At 71.2% G+C, this 19195-nt stretch carries 18 protein-coding genes; 17 read left to right on the top strand and 1 reads right to left on the bottom strand.

Annotated features, from left to right (window positions below):
- Nucleotides 1-20: 20 nt before the first annotated feature.
- From clpX to rpmA, 13 genes are all read left to right on the top strand, one after another.
- The gene (gene clpX / locus GH723_RS11725) at nucleotides 21-1295 is read left to right on the top strand and encodes an ATP-dependent Clp protease ATP-binding subunit ClpX (RefSeq protein ID WP_153759818.1); all 1275 of its coding nucleotides are present in this window, start codon (nucleotides 21-23) and stop codon (nucleotides 1293-1295) included.
- 37 nt (nucleotides 1296-1332) lie between these two features.
- Nucleotides 1333-2664 carry a bifunctional folylpolyglutamate synthase/dihydrofolate synthase gene (locus GH723_RS11720; protein ID WP_153759817.1) on the top strand — a complete coding sequence of 444 codons (1332 nt, stop codon included), beginning with the start codon at nucleotides 1333-1335 and terminating at the stop codon, nucleotides 2662-2664.
- A 60-nt stretch (nucleotides 2665-2724) separates the two neighbouring features.
- The gene (gene ndk, locus GH723_RS11715; RefSeq protein ID WP_153759816.1) at nucleotides 2725-3135 is read left to right on the top strand and encodes a nucleoside-diphosphate kinase; all 411 of its coding nucleotides are present in this window, start codon (nucleotides 2725-2727) and stop codon (nucleotides 3133-3135) included.
- 159 nt (nucleotides 3136-3294) lie between these two features.
- Nucleotides 3295-4317: a rod shape-determining protein gene (mreB, locus tag GH723_RS11710; protein WP_153759815.1), complete on the top strand. Its 1023-nt coding sequence runs from the start codon at nucleotides 3295-3297 to the stop codon at nucleotides 4315-4317.
- A 15-nt stretch (nucleotides 4318-4332) separates the two neighbouring features.
- Nucleotides 4333-5256 (top strand): rod shape-determining protein MreC, encoded by a 924-nt coding sequence (gene mreC / locus GH723_RS11705; protein ID WP_153759814.1) that lies wholly within the window; start codon nucleotides 4333-4335, stop codon nucleotides 5254-5256.
- The gene (gene mreD, locus GH723_RS11700; RefSeq protein ID WP_153759813.1) at nucleotides 5253-5765 is read left to right on the top strand and encodes a rod shape-determining protein MreD; all 513 of its coding nucleotides are present in this window, start codon (nucleotides 5253-5255) and stop codon (nucleotides 5763-5765) included. Before mreC ends, mreD begins: the two co-directional genes overlap by 4 nt.
- A 34-nt stretch (nucleotides 5766-5799) precedes the next feature.
- Complete coding sequence (gene mrdA / locus GH723_RS11695; RefSeq protein WP_153759812.1) at nucleotides 5800-7776, top strand: penicillin-binding protein 2; 1977 nt, start codon at nucleotides 5800-5802, stop codon at nucleotides 7774-7776.
- A complete protein-coding gene (rodA, locus tag GH723_RS11690; protein ID WP_153759811.1) occupies nucleotides 7776-8939 on the top strand; it encodes a rod shape-determining protein RodA in 1164 nt (387 codons plus the stop codon). Before mrdA ends, rodA begins: the two co-directional genes overlap by 1 nt.
- 76 nt (nucleotides 8940-9015) lie before the next feature.
- On the top strand, nucleotides 9016-10971 hold the full coding sequence (locus tag GH723_RS11685) for a TIGR03960 family B12-binding radical SAM protein (RefSeq protein ID WP_153759810.1): 1956 nt from the start codon (nucleotides 9016-9018) through the stop codon (nucleotides 10969-10971).
- Entirely contained in the window at nucleotides 10968-11693 is a 726-nt protein-coding gene (locus tag GH723_RS11680; RefSeq protein ID WP_153759809.1) for a TIGR03936 family radical SAM-associated protein, read from the top strand. The genes GH723_RS11685 and GH723_RS11680 overlap by 4 nt, the downstream gene beginning before the upstream one ends.
- A gap of 15 nt (nucleotides 11694-11708) precedes the next feature.
- Nucleotides 11709-13592 (top strand): Rne/Rng family ribonuclease, encoded by a 1884-nt coding sequence (locus GH723_RS11675; RefSeq protein WP_153759808.1) that lies wholly within the window; start codon nucleotides 11709-11711, stop codon nucleotides 13590-13592.
- Between the two features lie 68 nt (nucleotides 13593-13660).
- A complete protein-coding gene (rplU, locus tag GH723_RS11670; RefSeq protein ID WP_153759807.1) occupies nucleotides 13661-13969 on the top strand; it encodes a 50S ribosomal protein L21 in 309 nt (102 codons plus the stop codon).
- Between the two features lie 3 nt (nucleotides 13970-13972).
- Nucleotides 13973-14224, top strand: coding sequence for a 50S ribosomal protein L27 (gene rpmA / locus GH723_RS11665; protein ID WP_153759806.1), 252 nt, complete (start codon nucleotides 13973-13975; stop codon nucleotides 14222-14224).
- Nucleotides 14225-14303: 79 nt separating this feature from the next.
- On the opposite strand, the gene GH723_RS11660 is transcribed toward rpmA, so the two are convergent.
- A complete protein-coding gene (locus GH723_RS11660; protein WP_153761194.1) occupies nucleotides 14304-15395 on the bottom strand; it encodes an HD domain-containing protein in 1092 nt (363 codons plus the stop codon).
- A gap of 244 nt (nucleotides 15396-15639) precedes the next feature.
- Between GH723_RS11660 and GH723_RS11655 the strand changes: the two genes are divergently transcribed.
- Genes GH723_RS11655 through GH723_RS11640 form a run of 4 tightly spaced genes read left to right on the top strand, consistent with a single transcriptional unit; the run spans nucleotide 15640 to nucleotide 19143 of the window.
- On the top strand, nucleotides 15640-16245 hold the full coding sequence (locus GH723_RS11655; protein ID WP_153759805.1) for a TadE family protein: 606 nt from the start codon (nucleotides 15640-15642) through the stop codon (nucleotides 16243-16245).
- Entirely contained in the window at nucleotides 16242-16877 is a 636-nt protein-coding gene (locus tag GH723_RS11650) for a TadE/TadG family type IV pilus assembly protein (RefSeq protein WP_153759804.1), read from the top strand. The genes GH723_RS11655 and GH723_RS11650 overlap by 4 nt, the downstream gene beginning before the upstream one ends.
- Complete coding sequence (locus GH723_RS11645) at nucleotides 16877-17497, top strand: TadE/TadG family type IV pilus assembly protein (protein ID WP_153759803.1); 621 nt, start codon at nucleotides 16877-16879, stop codon at nucleotides 17495-17497. The genes GH723_RS11650 and GH723_RS11645 overlap by 1 nt, the downstream gene beginning before the upstream one ends.
- On the top strand, nucleotides 17491-19143 hold the full coding sequence (locus GH723_RS11640) for a pilus assembly protein TadG-related protein (protein WP_153759802.1): 1653 nt from the start codon (nucleotides 17491-17493) through the stop codon (nucleotides 19141-19143). Before GH723_RS11645 ends, GH723_RS11640 begins: the two co-directional genes overlap by 7 nt.
- Nucleotides 19144-19195 lie beyond the last annotated feature (52 nt).

Here is a 19195-nt window from a genome sequence, read left to right as displayed (position 1 = left end):
ACACCGGGGGATGTGACGAGGTGGCGAAGTTCGGAGACGGAGGCGAGCTCCTGAAGTGCTCGTTCTGCGGCAAGTCGCAGAAGCAGGTGAAGAAGCTCATCGCGGGTCCGGGCGTCTACATCTGCGACGAGTGCATCGACCTCTGCAACGAGATCATCGAGGAGGAGCTGTCCGAGGGCACCGACCTCCAGTTCGACCAGCTGCCGAAGCCCCGTGAGATCTTCGAGTTCCTGAACGACTACATCGTCGGCCAGGAGCTGGCGAAGAAGATCCTCTCGGTCGCGGTCTACAACCACTACAAGCGGGTGCAGCACTCGGGCGGCCGCGACGGCGACGTCGAGCTCGCCAAGTCGAACATCATGCTCATCGGGCCCACCGGCTGCGGCAAGACCGAGATGGCTCGCACGCTCGCCCGCATGCTCAACGTGCCCTTCGCCATCGCGGACGCCACCGCCCTCACCGAGGCCGGCTACGTGGGCGAGGACGTCGAGAACATCCTGCTCAAGCTGATCCAGGCCGCCGACTACGACGTGAAGCGGGCCGAGACCGGCATCATCTACATCGACGAGATCGACAAGATCGCCCGCAAGAGCGAGAACCCGTCGATCACCCGCGACGTGTCGGGCGAGGGCGTGCAGCAGGCGCTGCTGAAGATCCTGGAGGGCACCACCGCGTCGGTGCCGCCCCAGGGGGGCCGCAAGCACCCCCACCAGGAGTTCATCCAGATCGACACCACGAACATCCTGTTCATCTGCGGCGGGGCGTTCGCCGGCATCGAGAAGATCATCGAGTCCCGCATCGGCAAGAAGGGCGTCGGCTTCGGCGCCGAGCTGCGCAGTCGCACCGACGCCGACCTCGGCGAGATGGTCGCCCAGGTCCTCCCCGAGGACCTGCTCAAGTTCGGCCTCATCCCGGAGTTCGTCGGCCGCTTGCCCGTCATCGGCCCGGTCGAGAACCTCGACCAGGAGGCGCTCATCCGCATCCTCAACGAGCCCAAGAACGCGCTGATCAAGCAGTACCAGCGGTTCTTCGAGCTCGAGGACGTCGAGCTGGAGTTCACCCAGGACGCCCTCGAGGCCGTCGCCGACCAGGCCCTGCTCCGGGGCACCGGCGCGCGTGGTCTGCGGGCCATCCTCGAGGAGGTCCTGCTCAACGTGATGTACGACCTCCCGAGCCGCGACGACATCGAGCGCTGCGTCATCGACCGCTCGGTCGTGCTCGAGAAGGTGAACCCCACGCTCGTGCCCCGCGGCGACTCGTCCCGCCAGCAGCGGCCCCGCCGCGCCGCGTCCTGACCCCGGCGCTCTCCCACCGGTGAACCTCCGCGAGGCCTTGGCCTGGCTGGACCGCCACATCAACCTCGAGGCCAACGCCGGGCGGCCCACCGGTGCGTCGCTCGACCGGATGCGGTCGATCGTCCACGTGCTCGGCGACCCGCACCGGGCCTACCCGTCCATCCACCTCACCGGGACGAACGGCAAGGGCTCGGTGGCGCGCATGACCACCGCGCTGCTCCAGGCGAGCGGGCTCACCGTCGGCACCTACACCAGCCCCCACCTCGAGCGGATCAACGAGCGGATGAGCCGCAACCTCGAGCCGGTCGACGACGACGAGCTCGCCGACGCCATCGCGGCGGTGGCGGCCATCGAGCCGATCATCGACGGTCCGCCGTCGCACTTCGAGATCCTCACCGCCGCGGCGTTCCACTGGTTCGCCGACGTGGCCGTCGACGTCGCGGTCCTCGAGGTCGGCCTGCTCGGGCGCTACGACTGCACCAACGTCGTCGACGCCCCGGTGTCGGTGCTCACCCGGGTCGCCGCCGACCACACCGACCGCTCGGAGGGGTGGCGGCGGGCCATCGCCGAGGAGAAGGTCGGCATCGTGAAGCCCGGCAGCACGTTCGTGCTGGGGGAGACCGACCCCGAGCTGCGGGACATCTTCGATGCTGCGCCGGCCGAGACCATGTGGGTGCGCGACGCCGACTTCGCCGTCGAGTCCAACCAGGTCGCCGTCGGCGGCCGGCTGCTCGACCTGCGCACGCCGGGCGGCCGCTACACCGACCTCTTCCTCCCGCTCCACGGAGCGCACCAGGGCGACAACGCCGTCGTGGCGCTGACGGCGGTCGAGGGGTTCTTCGGCCGCCCGCTCGACGAGGACGTCGTCACCGGGGCGTTCGCCACCGTCACCGTCCCCGGCCGCCTCGAACCGGTGGCGCACGCCCCGTCGGTCCTGCTCGACGCGGCCCACAACCCTGACGGCGCAGAGTCCCTCACCGCGGCGCTGGCCGAGAGCTTCACCGTCGTCGGGTCGCGCTACCTCGTCGTCGGCCTGCTCGCGCAGCAGGACACCGAGGAGATGCTCCAGGCGCTCGGGGCGCCGGGCTTCGACCTCGTCGTCGTGTGCACCCCACCGGGCTCCCCGCGGGCCCGCCCGGCTGCGGACGTCGCTCGGGTCGCGGAGTCCCTCGGCTGCTCGGTCGAGGTCGTGCCCGAGCCGGTCGAGGCGGTGGCCCGGGCCGTGGCCCTCGCCGACGAGGAGGACCTCGTCGTCGTCGCCGGCTCGATCTACGTGGTCGGCGCCGTGCGCGCGGCCTACTCCCGCACGGCCGAGGCGATGGTCAGGGCCAAGGAGGCCGCCGAGGCCGAGGACGAGCTCGGCTTCTAGGCGACCTCGTGCCGGCCGTCGTTTCGCCAGGTCACGACGGTCGCGCGTAGCGTGCGCGGCATGAACCGCACGCTCGTCATCTGCAAGCCCGACGCCGTCGAACGCGGCCTGGTGGGCGAGATCATCGGCCGCCTCGAGCGCAAGGGCCTCTCGCTCGTCGCCGCCGAGCTGCGCACGATCGACGCCGAGACCGCCGGCCGCCACTACGCGGAGCACGAGGGCAAGCCGTTCTACGGCGAGCTCGTCAGCTTCATCGGCCGGTCGCCGGCCCTCGTCGCCGTGGTGGAGGGCCCCGACGACACCTGGAAGATCGTGCGGACCCTCATGGGCCCCACGAACCCGGCCGAGGCCCCTCCCGGCACCATCCGTGGCGACCTGGCCACCGAGATGGGCGAGAACCTCATCCACGGGTCGGATTCGGCCGACTCCGCGGCGCGCGAGATCGACATCTTCTTCCCCGGCCTGGCCTGAGACCTCGGGCACGCGCGTCCGCAGAAGGTTGCGTTCGCGTGACGATCCGGCCCACACTTGTCCCCGGAGTAGGGGCCCTCAGTGCTCGACCGCCACGGCGGCCGTGGTGAGGGCGCTCGACACGCCCACCCACACCCGCTGATGGCGGAGGCTTCCCGCATGGCCGACAACATGCTCTCGGGGATCGTCGGTCGCGACATCGCCGTCGACCTCGGCACCGCCAACACGCTCGTGTACGTCCGCGGACAGGGCATCGTCCTGAACGAGCCGTCGGTGGTCGCGGTCAACGTCCACGACGGGCGCCCGCTCGCCGTCGGCGCCGAGGCCAAGAAGATGATCGGCCGCACGCCGAGCCACATCCAGGCCATCCGGCCGCTGAAGGACGGCGTGATCGCCGACTTCGAGATCTGCGAGAAGATGCTCCGCTACTTCCTGCAGAAGGTCTCCCAGCGGAAGTTCGCCAAGCCCCGCATGGTCATCGCCGTGCCGTCGGGCATCACCGGCGTCGAGCAGCGGGCCGTCACCGAGGCCGCCGAGTACGCCGGCGCCCGCAAGCCCGCCTACATCATCGAGGAGCCGATGGCCGCGGCCATCGGCGCAGGGCTGCCGGTGCAGGAGCCGGCCGGCAACATGATCGTCGACATCGGCGGCGGCACCACCGAGGTCGCCGTCATCTCCCTCGGCGGCATCGTCGCCAGCCAGTCGGTGCGCGTCGGTGGCGACGAGCTCGACAGCGCGATCGTCCAGTACATCAAGAAGGAGTACTCGATCGCCCTCGGCGACCGCACCGCGGAGGACGTGAAGATCGCGCTCGGGTCGGCGTGGCCGCTCCGCGAGGAGCTCTACGCCGAGATCCGCGGCCGCGACCTCGTCACCGGCCTCCCGAAGACCATCGTCACGTCCACCGGCGAGGTGCGCGAGGCCCTCGAGGAGCCCGTGGCTGCCATCGTGGATGCCGTGAAGGTCACCCTCGACAAGACGCCGCCCGAGCTCGCCGCCGACATCATGGAGGAGGGCATCACCCTCGCCGGCGGTGGCGCCCTGCTCAACGGCCTCGACCAGCGCCTGGCCAACGAGACCGGCATGCCGATCCGGATCTGCCACGACCCGCTCTACGCGGTCGCCCTCGGTGCCGGCATGTCGCTCGAGAAGGGCGTCCTCTTCTCGCCCGGCCAGTCGTAGCCCGCCCCGCTCCACGTGGGCCCGTTCCCCCGCGGCGGTCGCACCCGCTTCGTCCTCGTCCTCCTCGTCCTCACGGCGGTCAGCCTCATGACCCTCGACAGCCGCGGCGCGGGTCCGATCGGCACGATGCGGGGCGTCGTGAGCTCGGTGCTGTCGCCGTTCCGCGCCGGCGCGGAGTGGGTCCTCTCGCCGTTCGGCGACGTCTGGAACGGGATCACGAACTACGGCGAGCTCGAGGACGAGAACGCCGAGCTGCACGCCCGGGTCGCCGAGCTCGAGGGCGAGCTCCTGCGAGACCAGGGGGCGGCGGCGCTCATGGAGCGCTGGTTCGAGCAGACCGAGATCGACTTCGGCGCCGACATCGAGCAGGTCACGGCGCGGGTCATCGCCGGCCCGGCCACCTCGTTCGAGTCCACGGTGCGCATCGACAAGGGGAGCGACGACGGGATCGAGGAGGGGATGGCGGTGGTCACCGGCGCCGGCCTCGTCGGCCGCGTCCACCAGGTGACCGCCGACGAGGCCGTCGTGCTGCTGCTCGACGACCCGCGCATGCGCGTCGGCGTGCGGATCGTGTCGACCCAGGAGCAGGCGATCCTCGAGGGGGTCGGTGCCGGCCAGGCGCCCCAGCTCGTCGTCTCCGGCGACACCGAGGTGGCGGCGGGCGACATCCTCCAGACGAGCGGACTCGCCGAGAGCCTCTACCCACCGGACGTCCCCATCGGCCGGGTGCTCGACGTGCCCGACGACGACGCCCCGAGCGACGGCGGCGACGACGTCGGCGACATCGACGAGGACGACACCACCGCCACCACGACGGGTGGCGGCTCGGTGCTCCCCGACATCGATCCCGTCCTCTCGCGCCGCATCGACGTCGAGCCGGCCGCCCGCCTCGACCGGCTCAACTTCCTGACCGTCCTGCTCTGGACACCGTCGACATGACGATGCCGACCTGGGCGAGGGTCGGGCTCGTCCTCTTCGTCGCCCTGATGCTCCAGCTGTCGGTCGTCGCCGACCTCCGCCTCTGGGGCGTCACCGGCAACGCTCTCGTCGTCGCGCCCGTCGCCGCCGGGCTCCTCGGTGGACCGGAGCGGGGAGCGACGGTCGGCTTCGCCGCCGGCCTGCTCTTCGACGCCTTCGTCACCACGCCCTTCGGCCTCACCGCGCTCGTGTGGACGGTCACCGGGTACGCCACCGGGCTGCTGGGACGGAACCTCATCCGCTCGACGCCGATCGGCACGATCGCCTTCGCCGTGGCCGCAGCGATCGGCTCGACCACGTTGTTCGTCCTCGTCGGTACCCTGCTCGGCCAGGACCACCTGCTCGACGCGCCGGTGGTGCGCATCCTCGTCGTGGGGGCGCTCCTGGCCGCCGGCGCCGTCCTCCTGATGCAGCCCGCCATGCGCTGGGCGCTCACCGATCCCCACGACCCGGTGCACGCGCGCCGGTGACCCGCCGTCTCCATCTGCTGAACTGGCCCGAGCCATGCACGACTCCCAGCCGCTTCGCCTGAGCATCCTCGGCATCGTCGCCGTGGCGCTGTTCACCGCGCTGTTCTCGCGCCTGTGGTTCCTCCAGGTCATGGCGGTCGAGGAGTACGAGGCGGTCGGCGTCTCCAACCGGACGCGCACGATCGTCGTCGAGGGGCCCCGTGGCCGCATCCTCGACCGCAACGGCGTCGTCCTCGCCGACAACCGCGAGGCGGTCGTGGTCACCGTCGACCGCTCGACGCTCGAGGCCGCCGACGACCCGCAGGTGGTGCTCACCGACCTGGTGGCCGAGCTGAACCGCGCCGGCGTCCCGACCACCATCGACGAGGTCGAGGCGGCGATCGACGGGTGGACCGGCGACCCGTACCGGCCGATCGTGGTGGCGAACGACGTCGGCGACGACCTCTACATCACGTTGAGCGAGAGGGCGACGTCGCTCCCGGGCGTCGGCGTCGAGAAGCGCCTCGTGCGCCAGTACCCGAACGGCAGCCTGGCGGCCCACGTCCTCGGGTACACCGGCGAGATCAACGCCGACGAGCTGGCCGCCCGAGTCGACGCCGAGAAGGCCTACCAGCTGGGCGACCGCATCGGGAAGATGGGGATCGAGCAGCAGTACGAGGGCCGCCTCCGGGGGGTCCCCGGATCGATCACCTTCGAGGTCGACTCGATGGGCCGCATCGTCTCGATCCTCGACCGGGTCGAGCCCCAGCCCGGCGACGACGTGTGGCTCACGCTCGACGCCGACGTGCAGCGCGTGGCGGAGGAGTCCCTGGCCAGCGAGATCGTGCGGGCGCAGCAGGCGGGCGGCACCTCCAACGACTTTCCGATCCGCGCCCCTGCCGGCTCCGCCGTCGTCACCCAACCCGACACCGGCGAGGTCGTGGCGATGGCGTCGTACCCCACCTTCGACCCCAACGAGCTGATCGGCGGCGTCTCCAGCGCGCGCTACCAGGAGCTCACCGCGATGGAGCCCCACTTCAGCCCGATGACGAACCGCGCCATCCGCGGCCAGTACGCGCCCGGCTCGACGTTCAAGATCTTCACCGGGTACGCGGCCGCGACGATGGGCGTCCGAGCGCCCGGCGTGCACATCGACGACACCGGCAGCTACACGATCAACAACTGCGTCGGGCGTTGCACGTTCGAGAACTCGAGCCCGGGCAGCAACGGCCCGGTGAACCTGCAGCGGGCGCTCACCATCTCGAGCAACGTCTACTTCTTCCAGCTCGGCGCCCAGTTCCACGCCCAGCCGAGTGCCTACGGCCCGCGCCCGATCCAGGACGTGGCCGCGCAGTTCGGACTCGGCCAGCGCACCGGCCTCGCCCTGCCGAACGAGGCCGGAGGGCTCCTCATCGATGCCGAGGTGCGCGCCCAGCGCCACGAGGACAACCCCGAGGCCTACCCCGAGGGCAACTGGTACGTCGGCGACTCGGTCAACCTCGCGATCGGCCAGGGCGAGATCGCCGTCACGCCCCTCCAGCTCGTCAACGCCTACGCCACCATGGGCAACGGCGGGCAGCTCCACAACCCGAACATCGTGCGCCAGGTCACCGACCCCCTCTCCGGCGAGGTGCTCCAGTCGTTCGAGCCGCGACTGATCCGCGACCTGGAGCTCGACGGCAGCGTCCGGGCCCCGATCCTGGACGGGCTCGTCGGCGTGACGCAGAGCGAGGAGGGCACGGCCTCCCGCGTCTTCGCCGGGTACCCCCACGCCGAGTACCCCGTCGCCGGCAAGACGGGCACCGCGCAGAACTACGGCCGGGCGTCGAACTCGCTGTTCGCCGGTTGGGCACCGGCCCACGACCCCGAGTACGCGATCGCCGTCGTCGTCGAGGAAGGCGGCTACGGCTCCCGCGTCGCCGCGCCGATCGCCCGTCGCATCCTCGAGCCGATCGCGCTCCGGGAGATCGACGGCACCCCGATCTCCGACGTCCCCGAGATCGAGGTCGAAGCAGGAGGCTCCTTCGACTGATGGCGATCACCGACGCCCCCCTCGTCCGGGCCCAACGCCGGTCGGCTGCGGCCACCGGCGTCCGCAGCCGGCTGTCCGGCTCGCCGTGGCGCCACCTCGACATCAGCCTGATCGTCGTGCTCGGCCTGCTCTCGGTCGTCAGCGTGGTCATGGTGCTCGCGGCCACCCACGGACCCCGGACGACCACGAACGACACGTTCTTCATGGTCCGCCAGGCGATGTTCGTCGTCATCGGCTTCGGGGTGATGTTCGGCGTCGCCATGATCGACTACCGCCGCTGGCGGGAGTGGTGGGTCGGCGTCTACGCCCTCGGCATGTTGTCGCTCGTGTTCGTGATGCTCTTCGGCATCTCGGCCAAGGGCACCCAGCGCGGCTTCGCGATCGCCGGCTTCCAGCTCCAGCCGTCGGAGTTCATGAAGATCGCGGCCGTGATCGTTCTCGCCGCCCTCTTCGCCGACCGGGCGCCCGACCTACGGGGCACGCTCACCGGACTCGGGGTCGTCGCGCCCCCCGTCGTGCTCATCCTGCTCCAGCCCGACCTCGGCACGGCGCTCGTGTTCGGCGCCATCACCCTCGGCGTGCTCCTCGTCGCCGGCGTGCCCGCCCGGGTCATGCTCGGCCTCCTGCTCGCAGCGTCGCTCGCCACCGGGGTGGTCCTCACCTCCGACGTGCTCGCCGAGTACCAGAAGGCCCGGCTCACCAACTTCGTCAACCCCGATGCCCTCGACCGCGACGCCCGGTACAACACCGAGCAGTCCCAGATCGCCATCGCCAGCGGCGGTCTCACCGGGCAGGGCCTGCTGAAGGGCGGCCAGACGAGCAACGGCTACGTGCCCGAGCAGCAGACCGACTTCATCTTCACCGCCATCGGGGAGGAGCTGGGCTTCGTCGGCGCGGCCTCGGTGCTGGCCCTCTACGGCTTCCTGCTCTGGCGCATCCTGCGGGCCGCCCAGCTGTCACGTGATGCGTTCGGGACGCTCCTGTGCGTGGGCGTCTTCTGCATGATCCTGTTCCAGCTGTTCGAGAACATCGGCATGTCGCTCGGGATCATGCCCGTCACCGGCATCCCCCTGCCCTTCATGTCCTACGGCGGCTCGTCGATGTTGGTGGCGTTCATCCTCGCCGGGTTCGTCCTCAACGTGCACATGCGGCGCTTCAGCTGAGAAACCGCAGGTCAGGGCCGATGTCCCCGGGCGACCGTCACGGGGAGCGAGGGGTCATCGGGTAGCATCGACCGGGATGGGTTCCCTGTGGACAGCGCTCGAACCGCTCCTGCCGAAGGTGCAGAAGCCGGCGCGCTACATCGGCCTCGAGGACGGGTCGCAGCAGCCGAACCCCCAGCCCGGCCAGGTCGGCTGGCTGATGTCGTACCCCGACACCTACGAGATCGGGCTCCCGAACCAGGGCCTCCAGATCCTCTACGAGATCGTCAACGAGCGTGAGGACGCCTGGGCCGAGCGGTCCTACGCCCCCTGGACCGACCTCGAGGAGCTCATGCGCCGCCGCGGCGTGCCGCTGTTCTCGGTCGACACCCACCGTCCCGCCGCCGACTTCGACGTCATCGCCTTCAACCTGTCGGCCGAGCTCACGTACACGAACGTCCTCAACTGCGTCGACCTCGCCGGCGTCCCCGTCCGGGCGGCCGACCGACGCCCCGAGCACCCGCTCGTCGCCGTCGGGGGCCACTGCACCTACAACCCCGAGCCCATCGCCGACTTCGTCGACATCGTCGTGCTCGGCGACGGCGAGGAGGTCATCGGCGAGATCACCGAGGTCGTGCGCGAGTGGAAGGCCTCGGGTCGCACCGAGGGCTCCCGCGAGAACGTGCTGCGGGCCCTCGCCGGTATCTCCGGCGTGTACGTCCCCTCGCTCTACGAGGCGGAGTTCGACGGCGGGTCGCTCGTCGGCGTGTTCCCGCGCTTCCCCGACGTCCCCGAGATCGTCGAGAAGCGCACCATCGCCGACCTCGCCGACTGGCCGTACCCGAAGAACCAGCTCGTCCCGCTCACCGAGGTCGTCCACGACCGCCTCAACGTCGAGGTGTTCCGCGGTTGCACCCGCGGCTGCCGCTTCTGCCAGGCCGGGATGATCACCCGCCCGGTCCGCGAGCGCCCGGCCGAGCAGGTTCGCAAGATGGTCCAGGACGGGCTGGCCCGCACCGGCTACGACGAGGTCGCCCTCACCTCCCTGTCCACCGCCGACTTCTCCGGCATCGAGCGCGTCGTCGCCGACACCGTGGACGACCCGTCCAACCGCGGGCAGGTCTCGGTCTCGTTGCCGAGCCTCCGGGTCGACGCCTTCACCGTCGGCGTCGCCGCCCAGATCCAGAAGGCCCGCCGCACCGGGCTCACGTTCGCCCCCGAGGCCGGCACCTGGCGGATGCGCCAGATCATCAACAAGCTCATCCGCGAGGAGGACCTCTACGGCGCCGTCGAGTCCGCCTACTCGCAGGGCTGGCGCCGGATGAAGCTCTACTTCCTCACCGGTCTGCCGTCGGAGACCGACGAGGACACCCTGGGCATCGCCGACCTCGCCCGCAACTGCGTCGAGCTCGGCCGGGCCCACCACAAGAGCCCCTCGGTCACCGTGTCGGTCGGCGGCTTCGTGCCCAAGCCGTTCACGCCGTTCCAGTGGTTCGGCCAGAACACCGTCCCGGAGCTGTCCCGCAAGGTCGGCCTCCTGCGCGACGCCACCAAGCGGGACCGGGGCGTCAACCTCAAGTGGCACGATCCGAAGGCCACCCTCGTCGAGGGCATCGTCAGCCGTGGCGACCGCCGGCTGGGCCCGGTCATCGAGGACGTGTGGCGGCGCGGCGGCACCTTCCAGGAGTGGTCCGAGCACTTCGACCACCAGCTCTGGGTCGACACCATGGAGGCCCACGGCCTCTCGGTCGACTGGTACGTCCACCGGCACCGCACCGAGGACGAGGTCCTCCCGTGGGACCACATCTCCGCCGGGCTCCACCGCGACTTCCTCTGGCAGGAGTGGCAGGACGCCCTCGCCGAGGTCGGGCTCCCGGACTGCCGCTGGACGCCGTGCTACGACTGCGGCGCCTGCACCGGCTACGGCATCGAGCACGTCGTCGCCTCGGCCGTGCCGCCGGCGGGCGGCAGCCAGGGCACCGGCCAGGACCTCAGCACCGGCGGGGTCCCGGTCCGCATCGGCACCAAGCCGGTCGGGGCAGGGGCCCGATGACCCGCCCCGTGCCGTTCCGCGTGCGGGTGCGGTTCACCAAGCTCGGCAAGGTCCGGTTCCTCGGCCACCGCGACCTCGCCCGGGTGTGGGAGCGCGCCCTGCGCCGCGCCGGCCTGCCCGTCACCTACTCCGAGGGCTTCTCCCCCCGGCCCCGCCTCGCCTTCGGTCTCGCCCTCTCCACGGCCTACGAGAGCCTCGGCGAGTACCTCGACATCGACCTCGACGCGCTGCCCGATGACATGGTGGCGCTCCCCGGTCGGCTCTCCGCCCTCCTCCCCGAGGGCATCGACGTCACCGCGGCCTGCGAGGTGAGCCGGAGCGAACCGTCGCTCCAGCAGGCCGTCACCAGCTGCTCCTGGCTCATCGACGTGATCGACATCGACCCCGGCGAGGCTGCCGCGGTCGTCGATCGGGCGCTGGCGGCGCCCTCCCTGATGCTCACCCGAGAGCGGAAGGGCAACGTCGTCACCGACGACCTGCGGCCCCAGATCCTGGCCCTCGAGGTCGTCGGCCCGACACCGTCCGGCACCCGGCTCCACGCGGAGCTGGGCACCCAACCCCGTACCCTGCGCCCCGCCGAGCTGCTCGCCGCGCTCGACCCTCCCCTCGAGGAGGGGCTGGTGCGCAGGACCCACCAGTGGATGACGAGCGACGGCGCGCGCCGGGAGGTCCTCCCGAGCGACGCGACGGACGCCCTGCACGTCGGCGAGCGTGCGTCATGAGAAGGGACCACCCCGATGTCCGATCCCGCGACCAGCGGATCCCCCGAGACCCCCGGCACCGGCCGGACAGGAGCTGACGCAGCCGATCCGTCGGGCGACGCTCGCCCCGGCGGGTCCGCCAAGCGCCGCCGCGGCTCCCGCGGCGGTCGCAACCGCAACAAGCCCAAGTCGCCGACCAACGACAGCTCGACGAACGAGACCTCGTCGGCCGACCCGTCGTCCTCGGCGGGGGACGACCAGCCGTCGTCCGACGACGCGCCCCGCAAGCCGAAGATCGGCGACAGCCGCCCGGCACCGGTCGCCGAGTCCGATCGCTCCGACGAGGGCAGCGCCCGCAACCAGGGCGGCTCCTCCGGGTCCGGGGGCTCCGGCTCGTCGGGCTCCGGCAACCGTCGACGGCGCCGTCGCGGCGGCCGTGGGCGGGGGAGCGGCGGTGGCGGAGGCGGTCAGGGCGGGCAGAACCGCCAGGGGTCCTCGCAGGGCCAGTCGCAGGGCGGCGGCCGCAACGGCGGCCGCCAGGGCGGTCGGGGCGAGCCGGTCGAGGCCGTGCTGTCCGACGAGGAGCCCGTCGAGCTCGACGCCGCCACCCTGAAGCGCCGCCGGGGACGCGAGCGCAACGGCCGCCCGGTCGGCCGCTACATGATGGCGGTCAGCACCCGCGGCGCCACCACCCAGATCGCCGTGCTCGAGGGGCGGACCCTCATCGAGCACTACGTGTCCCGCCCGGCGGACAACGACACCCAGATCCACGGCAACATCTACCTCGGCAAGGTCCAGAACGTGCTGCCCGGCATGGAGGCCGCGTTCATCGACATCGGCACGCCGAAGAACGCCGTCCTCTACCGCGGCGACGTGCAGTTCGACCCCGACGACGTCGAGGAGAAGGGCCAGAGCCCGAAGATCGAGGAGCTGCTCAAGGCCCGGCAGAGCATCATCTGCCAGGTCACGAAGAACCCGATCGCCCACAAGGGCGCCCGCCTCACCCAGGAGGTCTCCCTCCCCGGTCGGTTCGTCGTGCTCATCCCCAACAGCTCCACCTACGGCATCTCCAAGCGCCTCCCCGACAACGAGCGCAAGCGCCTCCGCGCCATCCTCGACAAGGTGCGGCCTCCGGGCCACGGCATCATCGTGCGCACCGCCGCCGAGAACGTCACCGCCGAGGAGATCGAGCGCGACGTCGCCCGCCTGTCGACCCAGTGGGAGCAGATCGCTGCCCTCGCCGAGCGGTCCCAGGCGCCGTCGCTCCTCTACAAGGAGCCCGACATGGCGGTCCGGGTCATCCGCGAGGAGTTCAACAAGGACTACCGGTCGATCGTCATCGACGACCGAGCCCTCTACGAGGAGGTCGCCGACTACGTGACGGCGATCAGCCCCGCCCTCGCTGACCGCGTCCAGTTCTACGACACCGACGCCGAGCAGCTCCCGCTGTTCGAGCGCCACCACGTCCACGAGCAGCTCCACAAGGCGCTCGACCGCAAGGTGTGGCTCCCCTCCGGCGGCTCGCTCATCATCGAGCACACCGAGGCCCTCACGGTCATCGACGTGAACACCGGCAAGAACGTCGGCACCTCCAGCCTCGAGGAGACCGTCTACCGCAACAACCTCGAGGCGGCCGAGGAGATCGCCCGCCAGCTGCGGCTGCGCGACATCGGCGGCATCATCGTCATCGACTTCGTCGACATGGAGGTCCGCTCCAACCGCGACGACGTCACCCGGGTGTTCCGCGAGGCCCTGGCACGCGACAAGACCCGCACCCAGGTGTTCGAGATCTCCGAGCTCGGGTTGGTCGAGATGACCCGCAAGCGCATCGGGGAGGGCCTGCTCGAGTCGCTGGCCCACAAGTGCCCCGAGTGCGACGGTCGCGGCCTCGTCGTCGACACCGCCCTCATCGACGACTGAGCACCTCCACACCCGTCCCACCCGCCGAGTAGCGGTCCCGTCCTCCGAGCAGATAGAGTCGCATCCCTATGTACGCAGTCATCAAGACCGGTGGTAAGCAGTATCGGGTCGAGCAGGGCCAGCAGCTCCAGGTGGAGCGGCTCGGCGCCGCCGACACCGAGGTCGCGCTCACCCCGGTGCTCCTCGTCGACGGGGACACCGTCCTCTCCACGCCCGACCAGCTCAACGGCGCATCGGTGTCCGCCAAGGTGCTCGGCGAGGTGAAGGGCCGCAAGGTCACCGGCTTCACCTACAAGAACAAGACCAACAACCGGCGTCGCTGGGGTCACCGCCAGACGTACGCCACCATCGAGATCACCAAGATCGAGAAGGGCTGAGCGATGTCGAAGACCAAGGGTGGCGGTTCCACCCGGAACGGCCGCGATTCCGAGTCCAAGCGCCTCGGCGTGAAGGTGTTCGACGGCGGCGCCGTCAACGCCGGCGCCATCATCGTGCGCCAGCGGGGCACCCGCATCCACCCCGGCGAGAACGTCGGTCGTGGCGGCGACGACACCCTGTTCGCCCTGTCGGGCGGCAAGGTCAAGTTCGGCTCCCGCAAGGGCCGCAAGCTGGTCGACGTCCTCCCGGACTGACCGACCCACCACTGCCAGATCTGCCGATGCGGCTCCTCCGGGGGCCGCATCGCCGCGTCCGGGGGCGGTCCGCCAGTGGTCAGCCCCGCCAGTCGATGCCGCGGGGGAGGTCGGCCGGGTCCCATCCCAGCTCGCTGATCGCGTGGCCGAAGGCGTAGCGGTCGGTCATCCCGCCCACGTAGGTGACCGCGGCGCGCAGGGCATCGGTGCTGCCCGCCGTCAGGTCGGCGGCCTGCTGGTCGGCGGGCAGGGCGTGGGGCGCATCGGCGTAGTGCTCGACGAGGGCGCGGAGCACCCGGACGACCTGGTCGCCCTGGGCCACCGATGCCGGCCGCATGTAGATGCGCTCGTAGTTGAACCGCCGGAACGCGGCGAGGGCGTCGGCGGTGTCGGCGTCCATGCCGATGGTGCCGCTCCGCAGCGACGCGTCGACGACCGCGCTGATGAAGGTGTGGAGCTGCTCGCGCCGGGTCGTCCCGCAGCGGTCGCGCACCACGCCCGGGAGGTCCTCGGCGCGGACGATGCCGACGTGCACGGCGTCCTCGACGTCGTGGCAGACGTAGGCGATGCGGTCGGCCCACGAGACGACCTCCCCCTCGGGGGTCGACGGCGCGGGGCGCGACCACGAGTGGTTGCGGATGCCGTCGAGCGTCTCGGCGCACAGGTTGAGCGGCGCGAGGACGACGTCGGCGCCCCACACGGCGTGGTCGTACCCCTCGGCGACGTAGGGCGTGAAGGCATCCTCGCTGGCATGGCCACCGGGCCCGTGGCCGCAGTCGTGGCCGAGGGCGATGGCCTCGGCGAGGGCGACGTTGAGCCGCAGCGCCCGGGCGATCGAGGTGGCGACCTGCGCGACCTCCAGCGCGTGCGTGAGCCGCGTGCGCTGGTGGTCCTCGGGGAAGATGAAGACCTGCGTCTTGCCGGCCAGGCGACGGAACGCGGTGGTGCCGTGCAGGATGCGGTCGCGGTCGCGCTCGAAGCACGTCCGCGTGCGGTCCGGCTCCTCCTCGTCGGCACGGCGGCCGGCGCCGACGGCGCGGGTGGCACCCGGGGTGAGCCACGCGTCCTCGTGCGCTTCGCGCGCCGCGCGGTCGAGCAGCGCCTGCGGCTCGATGGTGGCGCGGGTGTCGTCGTGGGCGCGCCGGACCGAGCCGGCGTCGTGGCCGTGCATCGTGGCGGCCCAGGCCTCGGCGCGCTTGCTCGTCGTCACGGCGACCAGCCTAGGGGCTGCTGGACCGACCACCCTGAGTGGTGGTACAACACCCCGGCGACGTGCGCGGATGGTTCGAAAGCCTCAAGTTCCTCCCGGGTGCGGCCGATGGTGTCGGGAACGGGCGGAGCTACGACCGCCCCTGAGCCACCACGTGGCGGGGAAGATGCTGACTCGATCTCACGGGCGACGACTGGCAGGAGGCATGCGGGGGACAGACGCGTCCCGCGGCGCCACCCTCGTCGAGTACGCACTGGTGTTCTCACTGCTCGTGGTCCTCGCCATCGGTGCGGTCGAGTTCCTCAACGCCCAGTCCGACGCGGAGATCAACAACCAGGCGGACTGCGTCTCGGACCGGCCGCCGCCCGGGGACTGCGGCTTCGCGCCGGTGCCGTCGGACGTCACCTTCCCCGATCCTGGCTACTCGCCGCCGACGAGCGCACCGCCGAACGCCGCCGACGTGCCGACGCTCACGCTCGGCATCGGTGACCACGACACGTCGACCGGCTGGGCCGTGCTGCTGCCGGTCACGCTGGAGCGTCCCTCCAACACCGATCCGCCCACCCCGCCCGAGCCGGTCGCCGGCGTCCGGATCCGGGCCGAGATCCGCTTGCGGGACCCCGCCGACGCCACCAGGGACCTCGACGAGCGCGGCTACACCGACTGCGTCACCGGCGCCGACGGCTCGTGCACGCTGCGCTACGACGTCCCCTACACCGACGTCGACAACGTGAAGCTGCGGATCATCGGTGTGGACTCGACCCCGCCTGCCCCGGTCCCCGCCGCCGTCGCGGAGTACGACAAGCCATGACCTCGCTGCGCCGCCGCCTCCGCCGTCGGTCCTCGGACCGTGGTGCCGCGCTGCTCGAGACGCTGCTCGTCGCGCCGGTCTTCTTCGCCCTCGTCCTCGGCATCTTCGAGTTCGGGCTGATCTACCGCGACATCCTCACCACCTCCGACGCCGTGGCCAACGGGGCTCGGACGGGTGCGGTGATCGGTCCGCGCACCACCAACTCGGGCGTCTCGGCCGACTTCGAGATCATCCGCCAGGTCCGCAACAGCCTGGGCAGCGTGCCCGTCGAGTGGATCGACCGCATCGTGATCTTCAAGGCCAACGGTCCGGGGGCGGGTTCGCCGTCCGACCAGGTCCCCAACGCCTGCAAGACCGGAGGCTCGGTCGCCGACGTCTGCAACGTGTACGACCCGGCCAACGCCTTCCTCGCCGTCGACACCGGCAACGACACCTTCTTCTCCAGCTGCCCGAGCGGCCGCGCCTGCGCGTGGCGCCCGTCGTCGCGCCGCAACGGCCCCACCACCGCCGCCATCGACTACCTCGGCGTCTACATCCGGGTGGAGCGGCCCTACGTGTCGGGTCTCTTCGGCGACGTGTTCACCATCGACCAGGCGTACATCGTGCGCCTCGAACCGGGGATGCTCGACTGATGCGCGCCCTCTCCCGTCTGCACCGACGAGCTCGTGGCGGTGACCGCGGCGCAGTCATCATCGAGTTCGCCATCGTCGCTCCCTTCCTCGTCCTCATCCTGTTCGGGATCTTCGAGTTCGGGAACGCCTGGCGCCAGGTCGGTTCGGTCGAGCGGGCCACCCAGCAGGGGGCACGCACGGCGGCCTCGATGGCCAACCACCGGTTCGCCGACTACGAGGCCCTCCGCGCCATCGACACCGCCACCCGGGGCCTCAGCGGGGTCACGGTCGACCAGGTCGTGATCTTCAACGCCACCGGCGGCAGCGGCTCGGTCCCGCCGGCCTGCCTCTCCGGTTCGGTCGGTGGCCTCTGCAACACCTACTCGGGCGCCCAGGTGCGCACGACGTCACCCGGAGGCTTCTCCGGTGGCAACTCGCAGTCGCCGACCTGCGGCGGATCCCTCGATGCGGCGTGGTGCCCCCTCGGACGCTCGCGCCTGCAGGACTCGATCGTCCGCATCGGCGTCCACGTCCGCCTCACCTACGAGCCGGTCACCGGCCTCATCCCCGGACAGGTCCAGCTCGAGCGCACCTCCGTCTACCAGATCGACCCGTGCCAGCAGGGGGAGACGTCGTGTTGAGCCCGTCCCACCGTTCGCGCCGCGACATCGCGCGCGAGGCCGCTCGTGACGGCGGCTACGTCATGGCGCTCAGCGCCCTCCTGCTGCTGCCGCTCCTCGCCTTCACCGGCCTCGCCGTCGACCTCGGCTCCTGGTACGCCCGTGCCGCCGCCGTGCAGCGCACGACCGACGCCGCAGCCCTGGCGGGTGTGGCCTTCCTGCCGATCGACCAGGCCCAGGCCATCGCCGTGGCCCGCAGCACGGCGGCGCAGAACGGCTTCGACCCGGCCACCAACCCCGACATCTCCGTGACGGTGACGCCGCTGGCGGGTGACCAGCTCCAGGTGCGCATCACCGACAACAGCGTCCCTCAGTACTTCACGTCGCTCTTCCGCGACACCGTCACGGTCTCCCGCGGCTCGATCGCGGAGTACGTGCCGCCGATCCGCATGGGCAGCCCGCGCAACTTCCTCGGCACCGGCAACCTGAGCCGCAGCACGAGCGGCCTCCCGTCGGGTGCCATCCTCGAGCAGTTCATGCTCTCGGTGAACGGTCCGTGCGACCGCGCCGAGGACGGCGACCTCCGCCAGAGCCTCCGCATGGGCAACAACTCGTCGTCCAACAAGTGCACCGGTGGCGACGCGAACCCCGAGTACGACGCCAACGGGTACGCCTACGGCATCCGGACCAACGCCGGCTACAGCGGCGGCCCCCTCGTGATCGAGGTGTTCGACGCGCCCTACTGCACGGGGTCCGGCCACGACCTCAACCTGGGCGGTGCGACCTTCCACACCCGGTACACGGTCCGCGCCCCGGACGCCGATCCGTTCGCGGGAGCGCCGGTCGCGACGCACACGCTCACGCCGAGCGACTGCGGCGGTTGGGGCAACCAGTGGCGCGCCATCGCGACGATCAACCCGACCCCTGGCCAGGCCCACGTGGTGCAGGTGCAGAGCCTCAACCACTCGGACAGCGGCAGGACCGGCGGCGCCAACCAGTTCGCCATCCGGGCCCGACGATCGGCCGGCGGCTTCGTCGCCTGCTCGGCCGACCCGAACGAGACGGACAACGCGCTCCGGCAGGCCTCGACCGGCGTGAGTCCGGCCAACTGCCCGAACGTCTTCGCCTACCAGGACCTCTCCGTCTTCGCCGCCTCGGCGGGGTCCACGGCGGAGTTCTTCCTCGCCTCCATCGGGCCCGAGCACTCGGGCAAGCGGTTGATCATCGAGCTCTACGACCCGGGCGAGGGCGGGCAGTCGCTCCGCGTGACCGATCCGAACGGGCAGGTCGTGGGTCCCGGCAACGGCGCCGGTGTCACGAGCTTCGAGCGCAGCGTCGTGAGTCGGTTCGCCGGTGAAGCGGCGCCCGGCGGTGGCTGGGGCCCGTTCACCGAGAGCGTCGTCGACATCCGTCCCGCCGGACCCGCCCCTGGCCCCGGCCGGGCGACCGACGCCCGCTGCACCGGCCAGAACAGCGCCAACCCGGCGTGCCGGTACAACGAGCGCCGCCTCCGGCTGGAGATCGAGCTGCCCGACAACATCGATGCCGCCTACGGCGGGCGCACGTGGTGGCGCATCCGCTACCAGTTCGCCACCGGCATCAGCGTCACCGACCGCACGACGTGGTCCGTCTCGGTCGAGGGCGGCCCGGTCCGCCTGATCGAGTAGCGCTGCTCGGCCCCGTCCGCTTCGTCCGGCCGGGGCCGTAGCATCGGTGCCC

This window comes from Actinomarinicola tropica, from assembly GCF_009650215.1.
Taxonomy (GTDB): domain Bacteria; phylum Actinomycetota; class Acidimicrobiia; order Acidimicrobiales; family SKKL01; genus Actinomarinicola; species Actinomarinicola tropica.
This window is presented reverse-complemented; position numbering and strand designations above follow the sequence as displayed.